At 62.6% G+C, this 17,951-nt stretch carries 18 protein-coding genes; 13 read left to right on the top strand and 5 right to left on the bottom strand.

Annotated elements, in window-relative coordinates; genetic code table 11:
- Positions 1 to 75: 75 nt before the first annotated feature.
- Positions 76 to 897 (top strand): GNAT family N-acetyltransferase, encoded by an 822-nt coding sequence (locus ASU23_RS06125; RefSeq protein WP_030536776.1) that lies wholly within the window; start codon positions 76 to 78, stop codon positions 895 to 897.
- A gap of 10 nt (positions 898 to 907) precedes the next feature.
- On the opposite strand, the gene ASU23_RS06120 is transcribed toward ASU23_RS06125, so the two are convergent.
- From ASU23_RS06120 to ASU23_RS06100, 5 genes are all read right to left on the bottom strand, one after another.
- Complete coding sequence (locus ASU23_RS06120) at positions 908 to 2,374, bottom strand: FAD-dependent oxidoreductase (RefSeq protein ID WP_058037534.1); 1,467 nt, start codon at positions 2,372 to 2,374, stop codon at positions 908 to 910.
- Between the two features lie 87 nt (positions 2,375 to 2,461).
- Complete coding sequence (locus tag ASU23_RS06115) at positions 2,462 to 2,905, bottom strand: carboxymuconolactone decarboxylase family protein (protein WP_042450544.1); 444 nt, start codon at positions 2,903 to 2,905, stop codon at positions 2,462 to 2,464.
- A gap of 14 nt (positions 2,906 to 2,919) precedes the next feature.
- Complete coding sequence (locus ASU23_RS06110) at positions 2,920 to 3,855, bottom strand: NAD(P)-dependent oxidoreductase (protein ID WP_054187433.1); 936 nt, start codon at positions 3,853 to 3,855, stop codon at positions 2,920 to 2,922.
- Positions 3,852 to 4,601 carry an SDR family oxidoreductase gene (locus tag ASU23_RS06105; protein ID WP_030536773.1) on the bottom strand — a complete coding sequence of 250 codons (750 nt, stop codon included), beginning with the start codon at positions 4,599 to 4,601 and terminating at the stop codon, positions 3,852 to 3,854. Before ASU23_RS06105 ends, ASU23_RS06110 begins: the two co-directional genes overlap by 4 nt.
- 47 nt (positions 4,602 to 4,648) lie before the next feature.
- Positions 4,649 to 6,115 carry an aldehyde dehydrogenase gene (locus tag ASU23_RS06100; RefSeq protein ID WP_003944082.1) on the bottom strand — a complete coding sequence of 489 codons (1,467 nt, stop codon included), beginning with the start codon at positions 6,113 to 6,115 and terminating at the stop codon, positions 4,649 to 4,651.
- A 217-nt stretch (positions 6,116 to 6,332) separates the two neighbouring features.
- Here ASU23_RS06100 and ASU23_RS06095 point away from each other — a divergent pair, with 217 nt between their 5' ends.
- From ASU23_RS06095 to ASU23_RS06040, 12 genes are all read left to right on the top strand, one after another.
- A complete protein-coding gene (locus tag ASU23_RS06095; RefSeq protein ID WP_058037533.1) occupies positions 6,333 to 7,190 on the top strand; it encodes a mycofactocin-coupled SDR family oxidoreductase in 858 nt (285 codons plus the stop codon).
- Positions 7,191 to 7,326: 136 nt separating this feature from the next.
- Complete coding sequence (locus ASU23_RS06090) at positions 7,327 to 7,893, top strand: TetR/AcrR family transcriptional regulator (protein ID WP_024487471.1); 567 nt, start codon at positions 7,327 to 7,329, stop codon at positions 7,891 to 7,893.
- Positions 7,890 to 9,095: a cytochrome P450 gene (locus tag ASU23_RS06085; RefSeq protein ID WP_003944019.1), complete on the top strand. Its 1,206-nt coding sequence runs from the start codon at positions 7,890 to 7,892 to the stop codon at positions 9,093 to 9,095. The genes ASU23_RS06090 and ASU23_RS06085 overlap by 4 nt, the downstream gene beginning before the upstream one ends.
- Entirely contained in the window at positions 9,095 to 9,901 is an 807-nt protein-coding gene (locus ASU23_RS06080) for an SDR family oxidoreductase (protein ID WP_003944110.1), read from the top strand. Before ASU23_RS06085 ends, ASU23_RS06080 begins: the two co-directional genes overlap by 1 nt.
- Complete coding sequence (locus tag ASU23_RS06075) at positions 9,898 to 11,292, top strand: cytochrome P450 (protein WP_058037532.1); 1,395 nt, start codon at positions 9,898 to 9,900, stop codon at positions 11,290 to 11,292. The genes ASU23_RS06080 and ASU23_RS06075 overlap by 4 nt, the downstream gene beginning before the upstream one ends.
- 2 nt (positions 11,293 to 11,294) lie before the next feature.
- A complete protein-coding gene (locus tag ASU23_RS06070; protein WP_020907945.1) occupies positions 11,295 to 11,486 on the top strand; it encodes a ferredoxin in 192 nt (63 codons plus the stop codon).
- A gap of 37 nt (positions 11,487 to 11,523) precedes the next feature.
- Positions 11,524 to 12,075: a hypothetical protein gene (locus ASU23_RS06065; protein ID WP_007728648.1), complete on the top strand. Its 552-nt coding sequence runs from the start codon at positions 11,524 to 11,526 to the stop codon at positions 12,073 to 12,075.
- Positions 12,076 to 12,080: 5 nt separating this feature from the next.
- The gene (locus ASU23_RS06060) at positions 12,081 to 13,328 is read left to right on the top strand and encodes a hypothetical protein (RefSeq protein ID WP_087503877.1); all 1,248 of its coding nucleotides are present in this window, start codon (positions 12,081 to 12,083) and stop codon (positions 13,326 to 13,328) included.
- 26 nt (positions 13,329 to 13,354) lie between these two features.
- Positions 13,355 to 14,992 (top strand): acyl-CoA synthetase, encoded by a 1,638-nt coding sequence (locus tag ASU23_RS06055; RefSeq protein WP_058037531.1) that lies wholly within the window; start codon positions 13,355 to 13,357, stop codon positions 14,990 to 14,992.
- A gap of 53 nt (positions 14,993 to 15,045) precedes the next feature.
- Entirely contained in the window at positions 15,046 to 16,299 is a 1,254-nt protein-coding gene (locus ASU23_RS06050) for a cytochrome P450 (protein WP_030536770.1), read from the top strand.
- A gap of 61 nt (positions 16,300 to 16,360) precedes the next feature.
- Complete coding sequence (locus ASU23_RS06045; RefSeq protein WP_007728660.1) at positions 16,361 to 17,074, top strand: ABC transporter permease; 714 nt, start codon at positions 16,361 to 16,363, stop codon at positions 17,072 to 17,074.
- Complete coding sequence (locus ASU23_RS06040; protein ID WP_003944051.1) at positions 17,071 to 17,943, top strand: ABC transporter permease; 873 nt, start codon at positions 17,071 to 17,073, stop codon at positions 17,941 to 17,943. Before ASU23_RS06045 ends, ASU23_RS06040 begins: the two co-directional genes overlap by 4 nt.
- The last annotated feature ends 8 nt before the right edge of the window (positions 17,944 to 17,951 follow it).

Raw genomic sequence — 17,951 nt, 5'->3', positions numbered from 1 at the left:
GTTGTTTCTCACTCCGGGACACTCTTGCCGAACCTAGCCGACCGAACTGCAGGTCAGCGGCGTTATAGTCGCCTCATGAGTTCAGAAACACTCGCTCCCCTCGACACCGACGTACTTGCGCGCAGGTTTGCGTGCCTGGGTGATCCGACGCGGCTGCGAGTGCTCCGACTTGCTGCCGGCGGTCCGATCGACGTCGAGACGATTGCACACGCCGCATCACTCGAGCCGTCGGCGTTGAGTGCCCACCTCGAGGCCTTGATCGAGGTCGGTTTTGTCGAGGCTTCGGTGCGCGAAGGCACTTCGGTTGTCAGTGTTGCCGGAACGGCATACTCCGATCTGATGGCAGCGGCCGCCGTCGTGGCTGCTCGTGGTCCGGTCGAAGACACACTGGGAGTTCTTCCCGATGACGTGGTGGTGCGCCGCATGGAATCCGGCGACTGGGATGCCGTCCGCTCGATCTACCGCGAAGGAATCGACACCGGAACCGCGACGTTCACCACCTCGGTGCCATCCGCCGAGAAGCTCGACGCGCAATGGTTACCCGATCATCGATGGGTGGCCGAGATCGACGGCCGCGTCGAAGGCTGGGCGAGCCTCAGCCCGGTGTCCTCGCGAGACTGCTACCGCGGGGTCGCCGAGAACTCCATCTACATCGGTAGCGGCGCTCGCGGGCGCGGCGTGGGCAAGCTGCTGCTTCGCCGACAGGTGCAAGCCGCCGACGCCAGTGAGATCTGGACAGTGCAGTCGTCGATTTTCCCGGAGAACCGGGCAAGCGTCGCCTTGCATCAGGCCGTCGGATTCCGAGTCGTCGGCACTCGGTCGCGTATCGCTCAACTGGGTGGGCGGTGGCGTGACACGTTGTTCCTCGAACGTCGCAGCGAGGACGCTGACATCTGAGAAGAGACGCTCAGCCCTTGGCAGCGCTGATTCCCGCGCGTCGCCCGTAGAAGCTGCCGTCTCCGAGGGACGTTCCGGAGGCATACCCTCCAGCGCAGACACCGGCGGTGCATCGTCCAGCGGCAAACAGACCCGGGATCGGTTCGCCGGAGACGTGCATGACCTCCGAGTTGATCGACGTGCGCAGACCGCCGAGCGTGAATCCGGCGGTGAAATTGCGAAGATCGAGCGCAGCGACGGGTGAGCCGATCGGCTTGACCCACTCCTTCTTCTTTCCCAGTACCGGGTCCTCACCACGGGCGGCGTGGCGGTTGTAGACCTCCACGGTCGACTGGAGTGTGCCTTCCGGCAGACCCATGTCGGATTCGAGTTCCTCGACGGTCTCGGCCACCCACTTGGGCTGGAATCTGAAGAACGGTGTGGAACTGTCGGCGGCGCAGCCCTCTTCGTAGGAAGCTTCGTCGATGATCAGGTAGGCCTGATTCTCGTTGCGCAGCAGCGTCTCCTGGCCGATTCGTCCCGGGTACGTGTCCTCGTTGACGTAGCGCTGGCCGCGTCCGTTGACGAGAATGCCGCGGATCATCAACTGGGGGTCGCCGAAGAATGCGACCTCGGTGGCGTCCATGTGCGCGAGGTCGGCCCCGAGAGCCTGCGCCATCTGGATGGACTTTCCGTCGTGCTCTTCGATAGCCGCACCGGGGCGCCCGATCAGCCGTGGGGCGTACGACTGGATCATCGCTTCGTTGTAGGCGAAGCTTCCCGTCGCCAGTACGACACCCGTGCGTGCTCGAACTGCCACTTCCTTGCCGTACTGCTTGGCGATGATGCCGACCACTCGATCTCCGTCGACGACCAGGCGCTGGACTCGCATGTCGTATTCGGCTCGTACGCCGAGGCTTTCGGCCGTCTCGATCAGTGGCTTCATCAACATGAAACCACCGCCCTTCTCCCCGGTGCGCTTGCCGCTCATCTGTGGAACGTGCCCGCGAGGGGCCGGTGTCGCGATCGTGTTGAACGGTGCCGAGTTCTCGCCGCCGGAATACATGAGTCCGTCGTCGAAGGGTGTTTCCCAGCCGGGTTGGCCGTAGAAACTCTCCTTGAACGGCACACCGTTGTCGACGAGCCAGTTGTAGTGCTCGACGCTGCCTTCGCAGTAGTCGGTGATCTTCTCCTCGTCGGCGCCGGGACCGAGTGCGGCCATCATGAACGATTTCATGTTGGCGGGGGAGTCCTCGAACCCGAGTGCCTGCTGCAGCGGGGTCCCGCCGCCCAGATAGATGAATCCGCCTGCCAGCGCCGCAGCGCCGCCCCAGCCGCTCGTGCGCTCGAGCACCAACACGTCGGCGCCCGCTCGCGCGGCCTCGATCGAAGCACTCACTCCGGCAATGCCGTAGCCGGCGACGACGACGTCAGCCTCGAAGTGCCACTGCTCGATGTTTGCGGAGGACTGCGGACGGATTGAGCTGGCCTCGGCCATGGATTCGGATCCTTCGTTCTTCTGGTTGGTTGGTGGGGGAATCGGTGGGTGTGATCGATGCCCTGATGGCAGTATCTCGACCGAAAGTCAGTCGGTGTCCGTTTTCGCGGAATCGGCCGCGGCCTTCTCCTTGGCGCGCGCGGCCTTACGTCTGTCGGCCTTCACGGCGATCAGCGCATTGTTGAGCCCGGTGGCCAGCGGCCAGCCGACGTAGTGGCACAGGAAGATTGCGGCCTCTTCGAACTGCTGCTCGGTCAACTCCTCGTTGTGGAGAGCAGCGTTGATCTGGATCTTCGCCACATCGTTCTGCCCCTGGGCGGTGATGGCACCGATCAGGAGTAGTCGTCGATCACGTACCGACAGTCCCGGTCGCGTCCAGATGTCGGCAAAGAGGTGGTCGGCGGTGACCGCGAAGAAGTCGCCGGGAACGTCGGCGGGAAGCTCCCAGCCGTACACCTCGTTCATCTTCGCGACGCCACGAGCACGGGCCTCGGAGATGCGGCTTTCGTCGGTTCCACCGGCATCGGTCATGTGAGTGGTGTCGGTCATGCGTGCTCCCGAATAGTAGATGCCGTTGAAGGTTCGGCCGACCTGTCTTCGCTGTCATTCCCGACGCCCAGACCGGCACCGAGTCCGGCGAGCGCAAGGTGCGCGAGCGGCAGGTCGAGATTCAGCCGATCACCGAGGTCGATGGCCAAGGCCAAGTCCTTCTCCCCGAGATTGCGAACATGCCGCAGTATCGAGAACCACGGGTCGTCCTCCGAGACCGGTGCGGTGGTGTCGCGGAGCATGATCGCGCCCGCGCCACCGGTGATCGCATCGGTGTGCCTGACGACCTTTCCGAGCGTGCGGAGATCGAGTCCTGCTGCTTCGGCGAGTCGCGCGGCCTCGGTCGTGGCGGTGAACGAGACGAAGTGAAGAAGGTTGCGTGCGAGCTTCATTCGCGTTCCCGCGCCGACGTCACCGGCATGAACCACCAGCTCGGCCCAGGATCCGAAGGGCTCGCGGACGGCTTCGAACGCCTCGTCGGAGCCGCCGATCATCACTGCCAGCCTGCCCTGCGCTGCGCCGCCGGCACCGCCACTGATCGGCGCGTCGACCAGCAGAACACCACGCTGTTGACAGATGTCAGCGAGTTCCACCGCCGTGGTGTCCGAGATAGTGGAGTGAATCGCGACGACAGTGCCTGGCTGTGCGGTCGACAGAATCCCGTGCGGCCCGCACACAACCTCGCGTACCTGCGCGTCGTCGAGCACCGTGACGGAGATGATGCTCGCCTGCGCTGCAACGTCGGCGGGCGTCGATGCTGCGCTCGCGCCCGCAGCGGTGAACGGTTCGAGCGCTTCTGCGCGGGCATCACACACCACCAGTCCGCCCGGCCAGTCCAGGAGGCGCTGCGCCATCGGCGCGCCCATGTTGCCTAGGCCGATGTATCCCAGTCTGGTTTTCGAAGCGCTGGCTTTCGGCGCCGATTGCGTCATGACCGGTACACCTGGCCTCCGTCGACGTTGAAGATCTGCCCGGTCACCCAGCCTGCGTCGTCGGAGAGGAGGAACAGGCACATGCCGACGAGATCGTCCGGTGTTCCCATGCGCTGCAACGGGATTCGCTTCACCATGTCCTTGACGATGTTGCCGGGGGTGACGGTTCGAGTCGCCTCCGTGTCGATAGGGCCGGGAGCGATGGCGTTGATCCGGATGTTCGACCAGCCGAGTTCGGTCGCGAGTTGTTGTGTCAGGCTGTTGACGCCGGCCTTCGCGAGTCCGTAGTAATTCGAGTACAGCCAGGCTGCTGTGGAGGACTGGTTGACGATCGAACCGCCCTTCGCTCGCATGTGAGGTACTACCGCCCGGCACACGTGCAATGCGCCGTCCATGTTGACGCTCATGAACTTTCGGTAGTAGTCCCAGTCCACCGTCAACAGGGAATCGATCTTCATTCCGCCGTAGATGGCAGCGTTGTTCACCAGGTGCTCGATGCTGCCGAACTGCTCGATCGTGAAGTCGGCGAGTGCCGCAGTCGACTCCCCGTCGGCGACGTCGACGTCCTTGAACACGGCATTTCCGCCGTCCGCGTTGATCTGCTTGGCGACTGCTTCACCGAGTTCGCGATTGAGGTCCGCCACGACCACGTTGGCCCCCTCCGCGGCCAGAGCGCGGGCATACGCCTCTCCGATACCCTGCGCTGCTCCGGTGACTATCGCGGTGCGACCGTCGAAACGTCCCATGTCGACCTACTTTCGTGGTGATGATCCTGTGGTGAGGGTGTGGAATGTCAGGAAGGTGAAGCGACGAGCTTGGTTTCGAGGTATTCCTCGAAACCCGCGAGGCCCATTTCGCGGCCGATCCCGGATTGTTTGTAGCCGCCGAACGGTGCGTCGGCCGAATACCAGACGCCGCCGTTGACGCTCAGCGTTCCGGTTCTGACACCGGCAACGACGTGCGCGACGCGATCGGGATCGGTGCCCCACACCGACCCGGACAGGCCGTATGGGGAATCGTTGGCAATCCGGATAGCGTCGTCGTCGTTGTCGTACGGAAGGATCACGAGGACGGGCCCGAAAATCTCCTCCTGCGCTACGCGAGACGAGTTATCCAGCCCCGCAATGAGAGTGGGCTCGACGAAGAATCCCCTCTCGCGATCGTCGGGACGGCCCCCACCTGTCACGATCGTGCCGCCCTCTTCGACCGCGAGGGCGAGGTAGCTCTCCACCCTGGCGCGCTGGCGCGCCGAGATGACCGGGCCACACACCGTTCCGCGCGCGCTGGGGTCGCCGGCTCGGATACCCGCCATCGCGGCAGATGCCGCGGCCAGAGCATCGTCGTACCGAGCGCGCGGCACCAGAAGTCTGGTACTGAGCGCGCATCCCTGACCGGCATGAACGCAGACGGAGAACGCGGCAACCGAGCATGCACCCTTGATGTCCGCATCGTCGAGGACGATGAATGCGGACTTACCCCCGAGTTCGAGGAAGACCTTCTTGAGAGTTTGCGCGGCCGTGGCCATCACTGTGCGTCCGGTGGCGGTGGAACCGGTGAAGGACACGAGATCGACGCGCGGATCGCTGCACAGCTGCGCGCCTAGGGAGTGATCCGTCGACGTCACGACGTTGACTACGCCGGCCGGGATCTCGGTTTCTTCTGCAATCACCTTGGCGACCAGCGCGGCGCACCAGGGCGTGTCCGGCGCGGGTTTGAGAACGATGGTGTTGCCGGCTGCGAGGGCGGGACCGAGCTTGGCGAAATTGATCTGGTGCGGAAAGTTCCACGGTGTGATTGCGCCGACGACGCCGACGGCTTCCTTGAGCAGTCGGCGATGGGTCGGAATCCCCATGGGTGACGCGTGCCCGAGATCTTGTTCCCACGAATAGGTTTCGATCAGATCGGCCCAGTAGCGAAGATCTTCGATCGGGCCTTCGAGTTGCGGACCGCTCGTCAGCATGACCGGTGCGCCGACCTCGGCGACGGTGATCTCACGCAACTCCTCGATGTGGGACTGGAGTGCATCGCACAGTTGGCGCAGGCAGCGAGCGCGAAACCCGTGATCGCGTGCCCATTCGGTGTCGTCGAACGCACGGCGCGCAGCGGCGATGGCCGCGTCCATGTCCGCGGCGGTGCCTTCGGCCGCACGGCCGATCAGTTCCTCGGTCGCCGGGTTGAAAACTTCGAAGGTCCCGCCGGATCCGGGAACCAGTTTTCCGTCGACGAGAAGTGCAGAACTGTCTGCGGGTCGAAGCGTCATAGCGCAAACCCTCTCTTTCTGGACATGTGTCTGGACTCTAGTTCACACTTGTGGTTGAGGCAATGGTTTTTGGGGCATAAGAGATTTCGAGAGCCCAGCGGTCTTGAGAGGGTCTCGGATCTGCTTCGACGAAAAGCGCCTCGTGTCCGGTGCGGCGCCGCTACGGTTCACCGCACATTCACAACCACGTCTTCACATCCACAGGAGAGAGGTCGAAATGAACAGAGTTGACGGAAAAGTGGTGTTGGTGACCGGCGCTGCTCGAGGTCAGGGGCGCAGTCACGCCGTCCGTCTCGCGGAGGAGGGCGCGCACATCATCGCCTTCGATCTGTGCGCAGACATCGCCAGCAACGAATACCCGCTCGCCAGTCCAGCCGATCTGGAGGAAACCGCTCGCCTGGTGAAAGAGGCCGGGCAGCAGGTGGTGACGGCGCGTGTCGACGTCCGTGATCGCGCCGGACTCGAAACAGCACTTGCCGAGGCGGTAGGGCAGTTGGGCGGATTGCATGTCGTCGTGGCGAACGCCGGTATCTGTCCGCTGGGCAAACACGTGTCGACCGCCGGTTTCGTCGACGCCTTCGATGTGAACTTTCTCGGTGTCATCAATACAGTGCACGCGTCGATGGAATACCTCGGCGAAGGGGGTTCGATCATCGCGATCGGCTCTGTTGCCGGTCTGGTGCCGCAGACCGGATTCAACGGGCAACAGGCGCTCCAGGGTCCGGGTGGCGACGGATACGGCCTGGCCAAGAAGCTGATTCAGGCCTACACCAGTTCGTTGGCGCTGACCCTCGGGCCGAGTTCCATTCGCGTCAACGCGATTCATCCGACCAATGTGAACACCGACATGTTGCAGAGCATGCCGATGTACCGGACGTTCCGTCCCGACCTCGAGAATCCGACCGCCGAGGATGCGGCTGTGACGTTCCCGTTCATGCAGGCGATGCCGATCCCGTGGGTCGAACCCGCGGACATCTCGCATGCAGTCGTGTACCTGTCCTCGGACGAGTCGCGATTCGTCACCGGCCAGCAACTGCGCGTGGACGCTGGTGCCGGGATGAAGATCGGTCTGTAGTAGAACTTTTCGCGTCGCTGCTGCCTGTTCGTGGTGAATTCTCCAAGTTTCCCCATTTCGTTGCCCTGGACAGGACGCTGTAGTAACGTCCAGACACGTGTCCAGCAAACGGGGCGATTCAAGTGGCGGGGGATCGATTGTCTACGAATCCACTCGCAGGCGCCTCACGGGCAAACAGGCGGAAACTGTGGCCAGGCTTGCCGAAGCAACAGTGAAAGTTCTACGCAAACAAGAGTTTTCCGGGCTGACTGTCCGTTCGGTTGCGGCCGAAGCGGGTGTAGGAACTGCGACCGCCTACACGTATTTCGCGTCCAAGGAGCATCTCGTCGCAGAGGTTTTCTGGCGAAGACTTCAGAACTCGTCGGCGCCTGATGGCTCAGGGTTGGATCGCACCGCGCACGTGCTGTCTGTACTTCGAAATATCGCGCTGCTTCTCGCGGACGAACCGGAGGTATCGGCCGCCGTGACCAATGCACTGCTCGGATCCGACCCTGAAGTGGAACATCTTCGCGGCCGGATCGGGCTCGAGATCCATCAACGACTCGCCTCGGCGTTGGATCCGAATGGCGAACCCGAAGTGTTGGAAGCGCTCGAAATGCTTTATGCCGGGGCGCTTCTGCGGGCAGGGATCGGCTACGGAACCTACGCGCAAATCGCTGGACGCCTCGAGGCCTCAGCTCTACTGATCCTGGAGAAATCATGACAGAAGCTTTGATCGATCCGGTGGTCTTCAATCCGTACGACTACCACTTTCACGACGATCCGTATCCGACGTACAAGCGTCTGCGCGAAGAATCACCCCTGTATCACAATCCGGACGTGGGATTTTGGGCATTGTCGCGATATGCGGACGTGGTCGACGGATTCAAGGACAACAAGCGTCTGTCGAGCGCAAACGGAGTATCACTCGACCCCGCAGCCTACGGTCCACACGCGCATTATGTGATGTCGTTTCTCGCTATGGATGATCCCCGCCATATGCGGTTGCGCCAGTTGGTTTCTCGCGGATTCACACCGCGGCGTGTTGCGGAGCTCGACGGCCGGATACTCGAACTGACGAAGCAACATCTGATACCCGCGCTGGGCGCGGGGGAGTTCGACTGGATTACGGAGGTGGCGGGAAAGCTGCCGATGGACGTCATCTCCGAACTCATGGGTGTCCCCGAACCCGACCGAGCCGAACTGCGGCGCAAGGCGGATCTGGTGGTGCATCGAGAGGCGGGTGTTCTCGACGTGCCGCAACCTGCGGTGGAGGCTTCGATCAGTTTGATGGGCTACTACAAGGAGATGATCGCGCAGCGTCGCCGATCGCGGACGGACGATCTGACCTCGGCCTTGCTCGACGCCGAGATCGACGGAGACAAGCTTTCGGACCAGGAGATCCTCGGATTCATGTTTCTGATGGTCGTGGCCGGAAACGAGACCACGACCAAGCTTCTCGGAAACGCTCTGTACTGGGGTTCGCACCACCGGGAGCAGATCGCACCGGTCCTCGACGATCCCGAACGAGCCTCGGAATGGGTGGAAGAGACTCTTCGCTACGACACGTCGAGTCAGATCGTGGCTCGGACTTCGGTTGTCGACCTCGAATACCACGGGCGCACGATTCCGGCGGGGGAGAAGGTCCTGCTCCTGATCGGATCGGCCAACCGAGACGCCGACGTCTTCGACGATGCCGACAGCTTCCAGATCGGCCGGAGTTCGTCGGGCAAACTCGCGAGTTTCGGTGGTGGCGTGCACTTCTGCCTCGGTGCCCACCTTGCCAAGCTCGAAGCCAAGATCGCCCTGGCGGAGTTCGGGCGTCGGGTCAGCGACTACGAAGTCGTCGAGTCCGGAATCGAGCGTGTTCATTCGACAAATGTCCGGGGCTTTGCGGCCCTGCCGGTGAAAGTGCAGGTGCGCTGATGCCTCGTTTCGAACCCAATCCTGTTCGCCGGCCGGCACTGATCAGTGGTGCGTCGTCGGGAATCGGCACAGCCACCGCGTATGCCCTGGCCGAACTCGGGCATCCGGTTGCACTCGGTGCGCGTCGAGTCGCCGAATGCGAAGCCATCGCCGAGAAGATCCGCAGCAACGGTGGTGAAGCGTTCGCCCACTTCCTCGACGTCACGGACGGTGATTCGGTCGACGGGTTCGTCTCGGCCGCAGAGGCAGTCCACGGCCCCGCGGAAATCGTCGTCTCCGGTGCCGGAGACCTCGAATTCGGGGCTGCGGACGAGATGAATCCTGAGGCGTTTCTACGGCAGATCCAAGTTCACCTCGTCGGTGCGCAGCGATTGGCGCATCGTGTTCTCCCCGGTATGAGGCAACGACAGCGCGGTGACTTCGTACTGATCGGCTCGGATTGTGCCGAGCGCCAGCGTCCACTCATGGGTGCGTACGACGCAGCGAAGGCCGGGCTCGAGGCAATGGGGCGTCAGATGCGAATGGAGCTCGAGGGAACAGGCATTCGCGCGTCGATCGTGCGACCCGGGCCGACACTGACCGGCATGGGGATGGACACGACGCCGGAGATCATCGGACCGGTCGGGGAATCGTGGAGCAAGTGGGGGTTCGCCCGCCATGGTTACTTTCTGCGCGCCTCGGACATCGCCAATGCCATCGTCGCCGTTGTGTCGGCGCCGCGAGGAGCACACATCGTGCTCGTCGAAGTTCAGCCCGAGGCGCCACTGGACAAACTTCCCACTGCGAACTCACAGGAGACGACATGACGCACGGAGTGCAAGAGACGTCGCGAACACTGCCAGAGCCGCCGCGGGTGTCCGGCGGGGATCTCCCGCACGGGCATCTCGAGGAACTGCGAACCGACCCGATAGCGCTCATGCGCCGGGTGCGTGAGGAATGTGGTGACGTCGGCGCCTTTCAACTTGCCGACCGCACAGTGATCTTGCTGTCCGGAGCCGAGGCAAACGAGTTCTTCTTCCGCTCCACCGACGAGGATCTCGACCAACAAGCGGCTTACCCCTTCATGAAGCCGATATTCGGTGAAGGCGTCGTCTTCGACGCCAGCCCGGAGCGGCGTAAAGAGATGCTGCACAACTCGGCTCTGCGCGGCGAACAGATGCGCGGGCACGCCGCCACGATCGGCCGCGAAGTCGAGGCGATGGTCGCGCAGTGGGGAGACGAAGGCGAGATCGATCTGCTCGACTTCTTCGCCGAGCTGACCATCTATACCTCGTCGGCGTGCCTGATCGGCAAGAAGTTCCGCGACGAACTGGATGATAGCTTCGCCAAGCTGTATCACGAGCTCGAACAGGGAACGGATGCATTGGCTTTCGTGGATCCGTACGCGCCGATCGATAGTTTCCGCCGCCGCGACGAGGCCCGGTTGGCGTTGGTCGCTCTGGTACAGGACATCATGAACGGGCGCATCGCGAATCCTCCGCATGGCAAGGATGACCGCGACATGTTGGACGTGTTGGTCTCGGTCAAGGACGAGAACGGCGACCTCCGGTTCAGTGCCGACGAGATCACCGGAATCTTCATCTCGATGATGTTCGCCGGCCACCATACGACTTCCGGCACGGCAGCGTGGTCGCTGATCGAGATGTTGCGGCATCCCGACACCATGACGGACGTCGTCGACGAACTCGACAATCTGTACTCCGACGGCGCCGACATCAGTTTTCATGCCCTGCGCCAGATTCCGGTTCTCGAGGCTGTGGTCAAGGAAACCCTTCGACTGCATCCGCCGTTGATCATCCTGTTGCGGGTGGCACGTGGAGATTTCGAAGTGGGCGGCTTCGAGATCCGAGAGGGCCATCTTGTCGCCGCGACACCCGCGATCTCCAATCGAATCGCCGAGGACTTTCCCCGGCCGGACACCTTCGATCCCGGGAGGTACATCGACCCGAATCAAGAGGACATCGTCAACCGCTGGACGTGGATTCCGTTCGGAGCCGGCCGGCATCGCTGCGTCGGCGCTGCGTTCGCCCAGATGCAGCTCAAAGCGATCTTCTCGATCCTGCTGCGGGACTTCGAGTTCGAGATGGCGCAGCCGTCGGAATCCTACCGAAACGACCACAGCAAGATGGTCGTCCAGTTGCAGCAGCCGTGCGCGGTGAGGTACCGGCGCCGAACACGTCCCGGGCGTGAGGGGTGATCATGCACGTCGAAGTCGACCTCGACCTGTGCCAAGGCCATGCGGCGTGTGAGCTGGAGGCACCGGAGATCTTTGTCGTCCCGAAGCGGGGGAAGGTCAGTCTTCTGGACTCGGACCCACCCGAGTCGCTCCGCGGTGAAGCCGAGATGGCGGTCAGGTACTGCCCGACCGGCGCCCTGAGAATTGTCGATTGATTGCAGCGAATTCATGTGCTCGAGGGAGGAAGTTCAGATGACGGGTTTCGACCGCGCAGAGCTCGACGAGATGGTCCAACGCTGGATCGAGGCGAACAAAAAGGCCGAAGCCGCCGGCGATTGGAAACCGTTGGCGGACATGTATACCGAGGACGCCACGTACGGGTGGAACTACGGCCCCAAGCAGGATTTCATGGCGGTGGGGCGCGAGGAGATTCGCGAAGTCGCGCTCGGTCTCGAGATGAAGGGCCTCGAAGGCTGGGAGTATCCGTATCAAGACTTTGTGATCGACGACCGTAGCGGAAACGTGATCGGCTTGTGGAAGCAGATTTCCGATGCCAAGCGTGAGGACGGTAGCAACTACTCCGTCTACGGTATCGGTGGTAGTTGGTTCCGCTACGGCGGGGATTTCCAATGGTCGTGGCAGCGTGACTTCTTCGACTTCGGGAACGTGTCGGCACTGTTCATGGAGATGATCGGCAACAACGCTCTCTCGAAGGGGATGCAGGGCCGGATCCAGCGATCGATCTCGGGCGACCCGCTACCGGGCTGGTATCCGGTGGGCACCGCGCCGGTTTCGCTGTGGTGAGTCCGATGTCGGTGCGCGATTCCTTCGAGGCACTCTCGCAGCGCGACCTTGCCGTGCTGGTGCCCGAGTTGCTCCTGTGCGGGCAGCTGATCGATCGCTCGGGCATGGCGCATCTGATCGTCGAATTCGGACGCGAGGGTATGGCACAGGTGGCCGTCGAGGAGTGGGAGTCGGCCAGCCCCTGGTACACCCGCCGCATGCAGAAGGCTCTCGGATACGAGGGCGACGACGTCGTGACGATCTTCAAAGGATTACAACTCGACATCGGCGCTCCTCCACAGTTCATGGACTTCCGATACCGGGTCGACGATCCGCTGCACGGTGAATTCTGGCTCGACCATTGCGGAGCACTCATGGACGTCGAGCCGTTGGGCGATGAGTTCGTGACCTCGATGTGTCACGACATCGAGGATCCGACTTTCGATGCAACGGCCATCGCGACCAACCCGCGCGCCCAGATCCGGCCGATTCACCGACCACCGCGCAGGCCCGCCGACCGACATCCGCACTGCGCCTGGACCGTGTCCATCGACCCGTCGCACACGCCTCCCGTGATGACCGCGCACACCGAGCAGATCGGACGCACCGCCGCGGTGACGGTCGAGCTGAGCCCGATCGATCACGGTGGGGACGGTAGGGCGGACTACTCGGGTCCGTTGTTGTCCGACCTGAGGTTTTCCGACTTCTCGCGATCAGCCTTGGTTCGTATCGCAGAGGAGATCTGCGTGCAGCATCATCTGTTGGCGTTGGGCTTTCTGGCAGCGGTTCGCCGCCGTGCCGACGAAGACAAGGCTCGCGAGATCACGCGAAAGCAATTGACCGGAATCGCGGGAGTTGCGGCACAGCGTATTCGAGATGCGCTCGGGCTTCCTTCGACGCTGGAATCGTTGGCATTGGTCCTGTCCGTGCATCCCTTGCTGAATCCGAAGCAGTATGTGGAGAGCGAGATTCGACAGGACGGCGGTGCTCTGGAGCTGCGGATCTCGCGAGAAGCTCTTGTCGACCGAGACGGCGGTTGGCCGACCTTGCTCGGCAGCGAGCACCTCGATCCTCTCCAAGCTTTGGTCCGCGGCGTGAATCCGCACTTCACCGTGAGAGTGGTGGCCGAAGATGCCGCGGGGCTTCTTCTGGCCGTCGACATCACCGAAGCTCCCGCTCCGGAATGCGTCGAAGTCGCCATCACGAAGGTCAGTACCGGCGCGGCATTCGTATTCGAAGATCGCGGAATCCCCTTGCCTCTCTTCGTCGTCTGACCGGCCGAACCCGAAGGACTCAACCTATGGCGTACACGTTTGCAGACCTGTTCGAGCATTCCGTCGATGCGATGCCCGATCGCCTCGCGCTGATCGTTTCCGGCGACGAGGTGACATACCGTGAGCTCGACGAGCGGGCCAACCGATTGGCGCATTACTTCCAGTCCGTCGGGTTAGGTGTCGGTTCGCACATCGGTATTCAACTGCACAACTCGATCGAGGCGATGGTTGCTGTCCTCGCGGCCTTCAAGATCCGCGGCGTTCCCATCACGGTGAACTACCGCTACACGAGCGACGAATTGGTTTACCTGTACGAGAACGCGGATCTCACGGCGTTGGTTTTCCATCGTGGTTTCGCTGAGCGGGTTGCCGAGGCGTTGGTGTCCGCGCCGCGGGTCAAGTACGTGATCGAGGTGGCGGACGAACTCGCTCTCGGGAACGAACCGTCGATTCCGGGGGCAGTGGCGTACGAGGATGCGCTCGGCAACCAATCCCCGCTGCGCGTAGGTGAACATGCTTTTCCCGAGCGTTCCGGCGACGACGTCTACGTTCTCTACACCGGCGGAACAACCGGACGACCGAAAGGCGTCGTCTGGCGGCAGGAAGACATCTGGCGCGTGTTGGCCGGCGGTTACGACTTCTATTCGGGTGAGCCGATCGCCGACGAGTACCAGCAGTCGCGCGGTGGCGCCGCGGCAGCCGAACCGATGCGGTGGTGCATGCTTCCACCGCTGATCCACACCTCGGCACTGATGCCGACGTTCAACGCTCTGTTCTCCGGAAACACCGTCATCTTCGAACCGAAGTTCGATGCGGCGCAGGTCTGGAAAGTCGTCGCCGAGTATCGGCCGCAGGTCATGGTCATCACCGGCGACGCCATGGGCCGTCCACTGGTCGAAGCCCATCACGAATTGCAACCGGATGGGTCGAGCCTGGCTGTGCTCGCCTCTGGCGCTGCGCTCTTCTCCGGATCGGTCAAAGATGCGTTCTTCGACGTCTTTCCGAATCTGATGATCTCCGATTCGGTTGGATCGTCCGAAACAGGCTTCGGCGGAATCGGATTCGCAACCAAAGGGCTCGAGCAGCGTGGCGGACCCAAAGTGGGTGCCAACAGATTCACGGTCGTCGTCGACGACGACAACCGTGTGTTGGAGCCGGGCTCGGGCGCCGAAGGATGGCTGGCGAAACTCGGAAACGTTCCACTCGGCTACTACAAGGATCCGGTGAAGTCGGCCGAGATATTCCGCGAGGTGAACGGCGCACGGGCAGTGGTGACCGGAGACCGGGCGCGGATCGAGGACGACGGCTCGGTCACCCTCCTCGGACGGGGAAACATGGTGGTCAACACCGGCGGCGAGAAGGTCTTCGTGGAAGAAGTCGAAGCCGTGGTGAAGGCCCATCCCGACATCTACGACGCGACAGTGATCGGTGTTCCGGACGAGCGGTGGGGCAATCGGGTGGCGGCAGTGCTTCGCATCCGCGACGGTGTGGAACCGGATTTCGAATCCATCGAGAAGCACGCCCGCAGTCACCTCGCCGGCTACAAGATTCCGCGTTCCTTCTGGATCGCCGACGAGGTCGTTCGAGCGCCGAGCGGCAAGCCGGACTACCGCTGGGCCAAGGAGTTCTCACAGAACAGCGACCCGGTCCACCGGATCGACTAGCGCTCACACGCAACACCCGGCACCCGGCACCCATCCGTAAAGGAGCATCTGCAATGCCTGAGATCGACCTTCCCGACGGGTTCGACGTGACCGACCCACATCTGTACGGCGAGCGCGTCCCGCTTGCCGAGTTCGCCGAACTACGACGATGCGCTCCGGTCTGGTGGAACGCCCAGGAACCGGGTACCGGCGGATTTCACGACGGTGGTTGTTGGGTTGTCTCCCGCCACGCAGACGTCCGCGACGTCTCGTTGCGCAGCGAGGAGTTCTCGAGCAACGTCAACGGCTGCATTCCGCGGCATGAAGACAACATCTCGGCGGAGGAGTTGGAGGCGACAAAACACGTCCTCATCAACAAGGACGCCCCTGAGCACACACAGCTGCGCAAGTTGGTGGCACGCTTGTTCACTCCGCGGTCGGTGGAAGCGATGCGGGCCGGGTTGGAAGCGCGGGCAGAAGACATAGCGTCGGCTGCCGTGGCGGAAGGTAGCGGTGATTTTGTCAGCCAGGTCGCCAGCGAGTTACCCATGCAGGCGATCTCGGAGCTGATCGGTGTACCGCAGGACGGGCGCCGTCAGCTGTACGAATGGTCGAATCAGATGACGGGATACGACGACGAGTCACTCGCCGGCGAGTCTCGGATGGCGTCGGCGCAGATATTGGGCTACGCCTATCAACTGGCTGAGGCGAGACGGGAGGAACCGCTCGACGACATCATCTCGCGCTTGGTGCATGCCGACATCGACGGGCAGAAACTCACCCCGGAACAGTTCGGTTTCTTCGTCATCATGTTGGCTGTCGCGGGCAACGAAACGACGCGAAACGCAACGACACTCGGCATGATGGCATTTCTCGAGCATCCGGATCAGTGGGAACTGTACAAGCGCGAGCGTCCGCGCACCGCCGCGGACGAGATCATCCGCTGGGCTTCGCCACTGACGTCGATGCAACGAACAGCAGTGGTGGACACACAGATTGCCGGCACTGCGATTGCGAAGGGGCAGCGCGTCGTACTGCTCTACGGCTCGGCGAACTTCGACGAAACCGTCTTCGGGAACCCCGACGTCTTCGACATCACCCGAGACCCGAACCCGCACCTCGCGTTCGGAGGAACCGGGCCGCACTACTGCGTCGGCGCCAACCTGGCCAGAATGGAGGTCGATCTGATCTTCGGCAAGATCGCCGATCACATGCCCGACATCAGCAAGCTCGGCGATCCGAGCAGGCTCTCGTCCGGTTGGCTCAACGGGATCAAGGAATTCAAGGTCGACTACGGCAACTCCACGTCATGTCCTTCGGGGCATTGACGTGTACAGCGGAAGAGTTGCACTTGCGGGCCCGATGCGCGAACTCGGCCAGTTCTACCGGATGGGCGCCGATGTCGCAGTGGGCTTGTTCCGCACCCGCTTTCAGGTGCAGGAGTTTCTCGAGCAGAGTTGGATGATCGCCCGGGTGTCGATCGTGCCGACCGTATTGGTGGCCGTGCCGTTCACGGTCCTGGTGAGTTTCACGCTCAACATCCTGCTCCGTGAGATCGGTGCCGCCGACCTCAGCGGCGCCGGGGCCGCGCTCGGCGCCGTGACTCAGGTCGGTCCGGTGGTGACGGTGCTGATCGTGGCAGGTGCGGGCGCGACTGCCATCGCCGCCGATCTGGGATCGAGAACGATTCGTGAAGAGATCGACGCCATGGAGGTGCTCGGGATCGATCCGATCACTCGGCTGGTGATTCCTCGGGTGGTCGCGTCGACCGTGGTGGCTTTGCTGCTCAACGGACTCGTCTGCGTCATCGGCATCGCCGGCGGTTACGCCTTCTCGGTGTTTCTCCAGGGCGTGAACCCTGGCGCCTTCGTCGAGGGAATCACGTTGCTGACCGGCCTGCCCGAGGTGGCGTTGTCGATGGTCAAAGCTGCACTGTTCGGGATGCTGGCGGGATTGGTGGCCTGCTATCGCGGACTGTCGGTACGGGGTGGGCCGAAAGGCGTGGGGGAGGCCGTCAACGAAACGGTGGTGTACGCATTCATGGCGTTGTTCGTCGTCAACACCATCGTCACCGCGGTCGGCATCCGATTGACGGCGGGGTGATCGAGGTGACGCTGTCGGATTCGCTGGCACAAATCGGCAAGTTCGGACGCACGCGGGCGCGGGTGGCTCGAACGTCACGCTCGATCGACGACGTCGGGCGACAAGCTGTCTTCTTCGCGCGCGCCATCGCTCACATCCCGTGGGCAATTCGCAAACACCCGAAAGAAGTGTTGAGGCTGGTAGCCGAGATCAGCATGGGCACCGGAGCTTTGGCAGTGATCGGCGGCACGGTTGCGGTCGTAGGATTTTTGACTCTCGCCTCGGGCGGCACCATTGCGATCCAAGGTTTCAGCTCACTGGGAAATATCGGAGTCGAAGCGCTCACCGGATTCTTCTCCGCCTTCATCAATGTTCGTATCGCTGCGCCGGTCATCGCGGGAATCGGCCTGTCGGCCACGATCGGCGCAGGTTCGACCGCGCAGATCGGTGCCATGCGCATCAGTGAGGAAATCGACGCCCTCGAATCGATGGCGATCAGTTCGGTCCCGTACGTCGTCAGCACCCGCGTCACCGCAGGGATGATCGCGATCTTGCCGCTGTACTCATTGGCGCTCGTAGGATCTTTTCTGGCCGGACGATTCACCACGGTCGTGCTGTTCGGTCAGTCCTCCGGTCTTTACGACCACTACTTCACGACGTTCCTCGATCCGGTCGACGTCGCATGGTCCTTCGTTCAAGTGCTCGTGATGGCACTACTGGTGATGCTGATCCACACGTACTACGGATACAACGCGTCCGGGGGACCGTCGGGCGTGGGAACTGCAGTGGGCCGCGGGGTTCGGCTCTCGCTGATCTGCGTCGTGGCGGTGACCCTGCTCGTCTCACTCGCGCTCTACGGCGGTTCCGGCAACTTCAATCTGTCCGGTTAGGGGGACTG

Origin of the sequence: Rhodococcus sp. KB6 (assembly GCF_001445685.1) — a bacterium.
Taxonomy (GTDB): domain Bacteria; phylum Actinomycetota; class Actinomycetes; order Mycobacteriales; family Mycobacteriaceae; genus Rhodococcus_F; species Rhodococcus_F qingshengii.
This window is presented reverse-complemented; position numbering and strand designations above follow the sequence as displayed.

Bases quoted from the DNA above. Each gene is read 5' to 3' on its own strand.
- ASU23_RS06070 (WP_020907945.1), top strand. From the start codon at position 11,295: ATGCACGTCGAAGTCGACCTCGACCTGTGCCAAGGCCATGCGGCGTGT.
- ASU23_RS06085 (WP_003944019.1), top strand. From the start codon at position 7,890: ATGACAGAAGCTTTGATCGATCCGGTGGTCTTCAATCCGTACGACTAC.
- ASU23_RS06095 (WP_058037533.1), top strand. From the start codon at position 6,333: ATGAACAGAGTTGACGGAAAAGTGGTGTTGGTGACCGGCGCTGCTCGA.
- ASU23_RS06100 (WP_003944082.1), bottom strand. From the start codon at position 6,115: ATGACGCTTCGACCCGCAGACAGTTCTGCACTTCTCGTCGACGGAAAA.
- ASU23_RS06060 (WP_087503877.1), top strand. From the start codon at position 12,081: ATGTCGGTGCGCGATTCCTTCGAGGCACTCTCGCAGCGCGACCTTGCC.
- ASU23_RS06065 (WP_007728648.1), top strand. From the start codon at position 11,524: ATGACGGGTTTCGACCGCGCAGAGCTCGACGAGATGGTCCAACGCTGG.
- ASU23_RS06115 (WP_042450544.1), bottom strand. From the start codon at position 2,905: ATGACCGATGCCGGTGGAACCGACGAAAGCCGCATCTCCGAGGCCCGT.
- ASU23_RS06050 (WP_030536770.1), top strand. From the start codon at position 15,046: ATGCCTGAGATCGACCTTCCCGACGGGTTCGACGTGACCGACCCACAT.
- ASU23_RS06120 (WP_058037534.1), bottom strand. From the start codon at position 2,374: ATGGCCGAGGCCAGCTCAATCCGTCCGCAGTCCTCCGCAAACATCGAG.
- ASU23_RS06075 (WP_058037532.1), top strand. From the start codon at position 9,898: ATGACGCACGGAGTGCAAGAGACGTCGCGAACACTGCCAGAGCCGCCG.
- ASU23_RS06105 (WP_030536773.1), bottom strand. From the start codon at position 4,601: ATGGGACGTTTCGACGGTCGCACCGCGATAGTCACCGGAGCAGCGCAG.
- ASU23_RS06110 (WP_054187433.1), bottom strand. From the start codon at position 3,855: ATGACGCAATCGGCGCCGAAAGCCAGCGCTTCGAAAACCAGACTGGGA.
- ASU23_RS06125 (WP_030536776.1), top strand. From the start codon at position 76: ATGAGTTCAGAAACACTCGCTCCCCTCGACACCGACGTACTTGCGCGC.
- ASU23_RS06045 (WP_007728660.1), top strand. From the start codon at position 16,361: ATGGGCGCCGATGTCGCAGTGGGCTTGTTCCGCACCCGCTTTCAGGTG.
- ASU23_RS06080 (WP_003944110.1), top strand. From the start codon at position 9,095: ATGCCTCGTTTCGAACCCAATCCTGTTCGCCGGCCGGCACTGATCAGT.
- ASU23_RS06055 (WP_058037531.1), top strand. From the start codon at position 13,355: ATGGCGTACACGTTTGCAGACCTGTTCGAGCATTCCGTCGATGCGATG.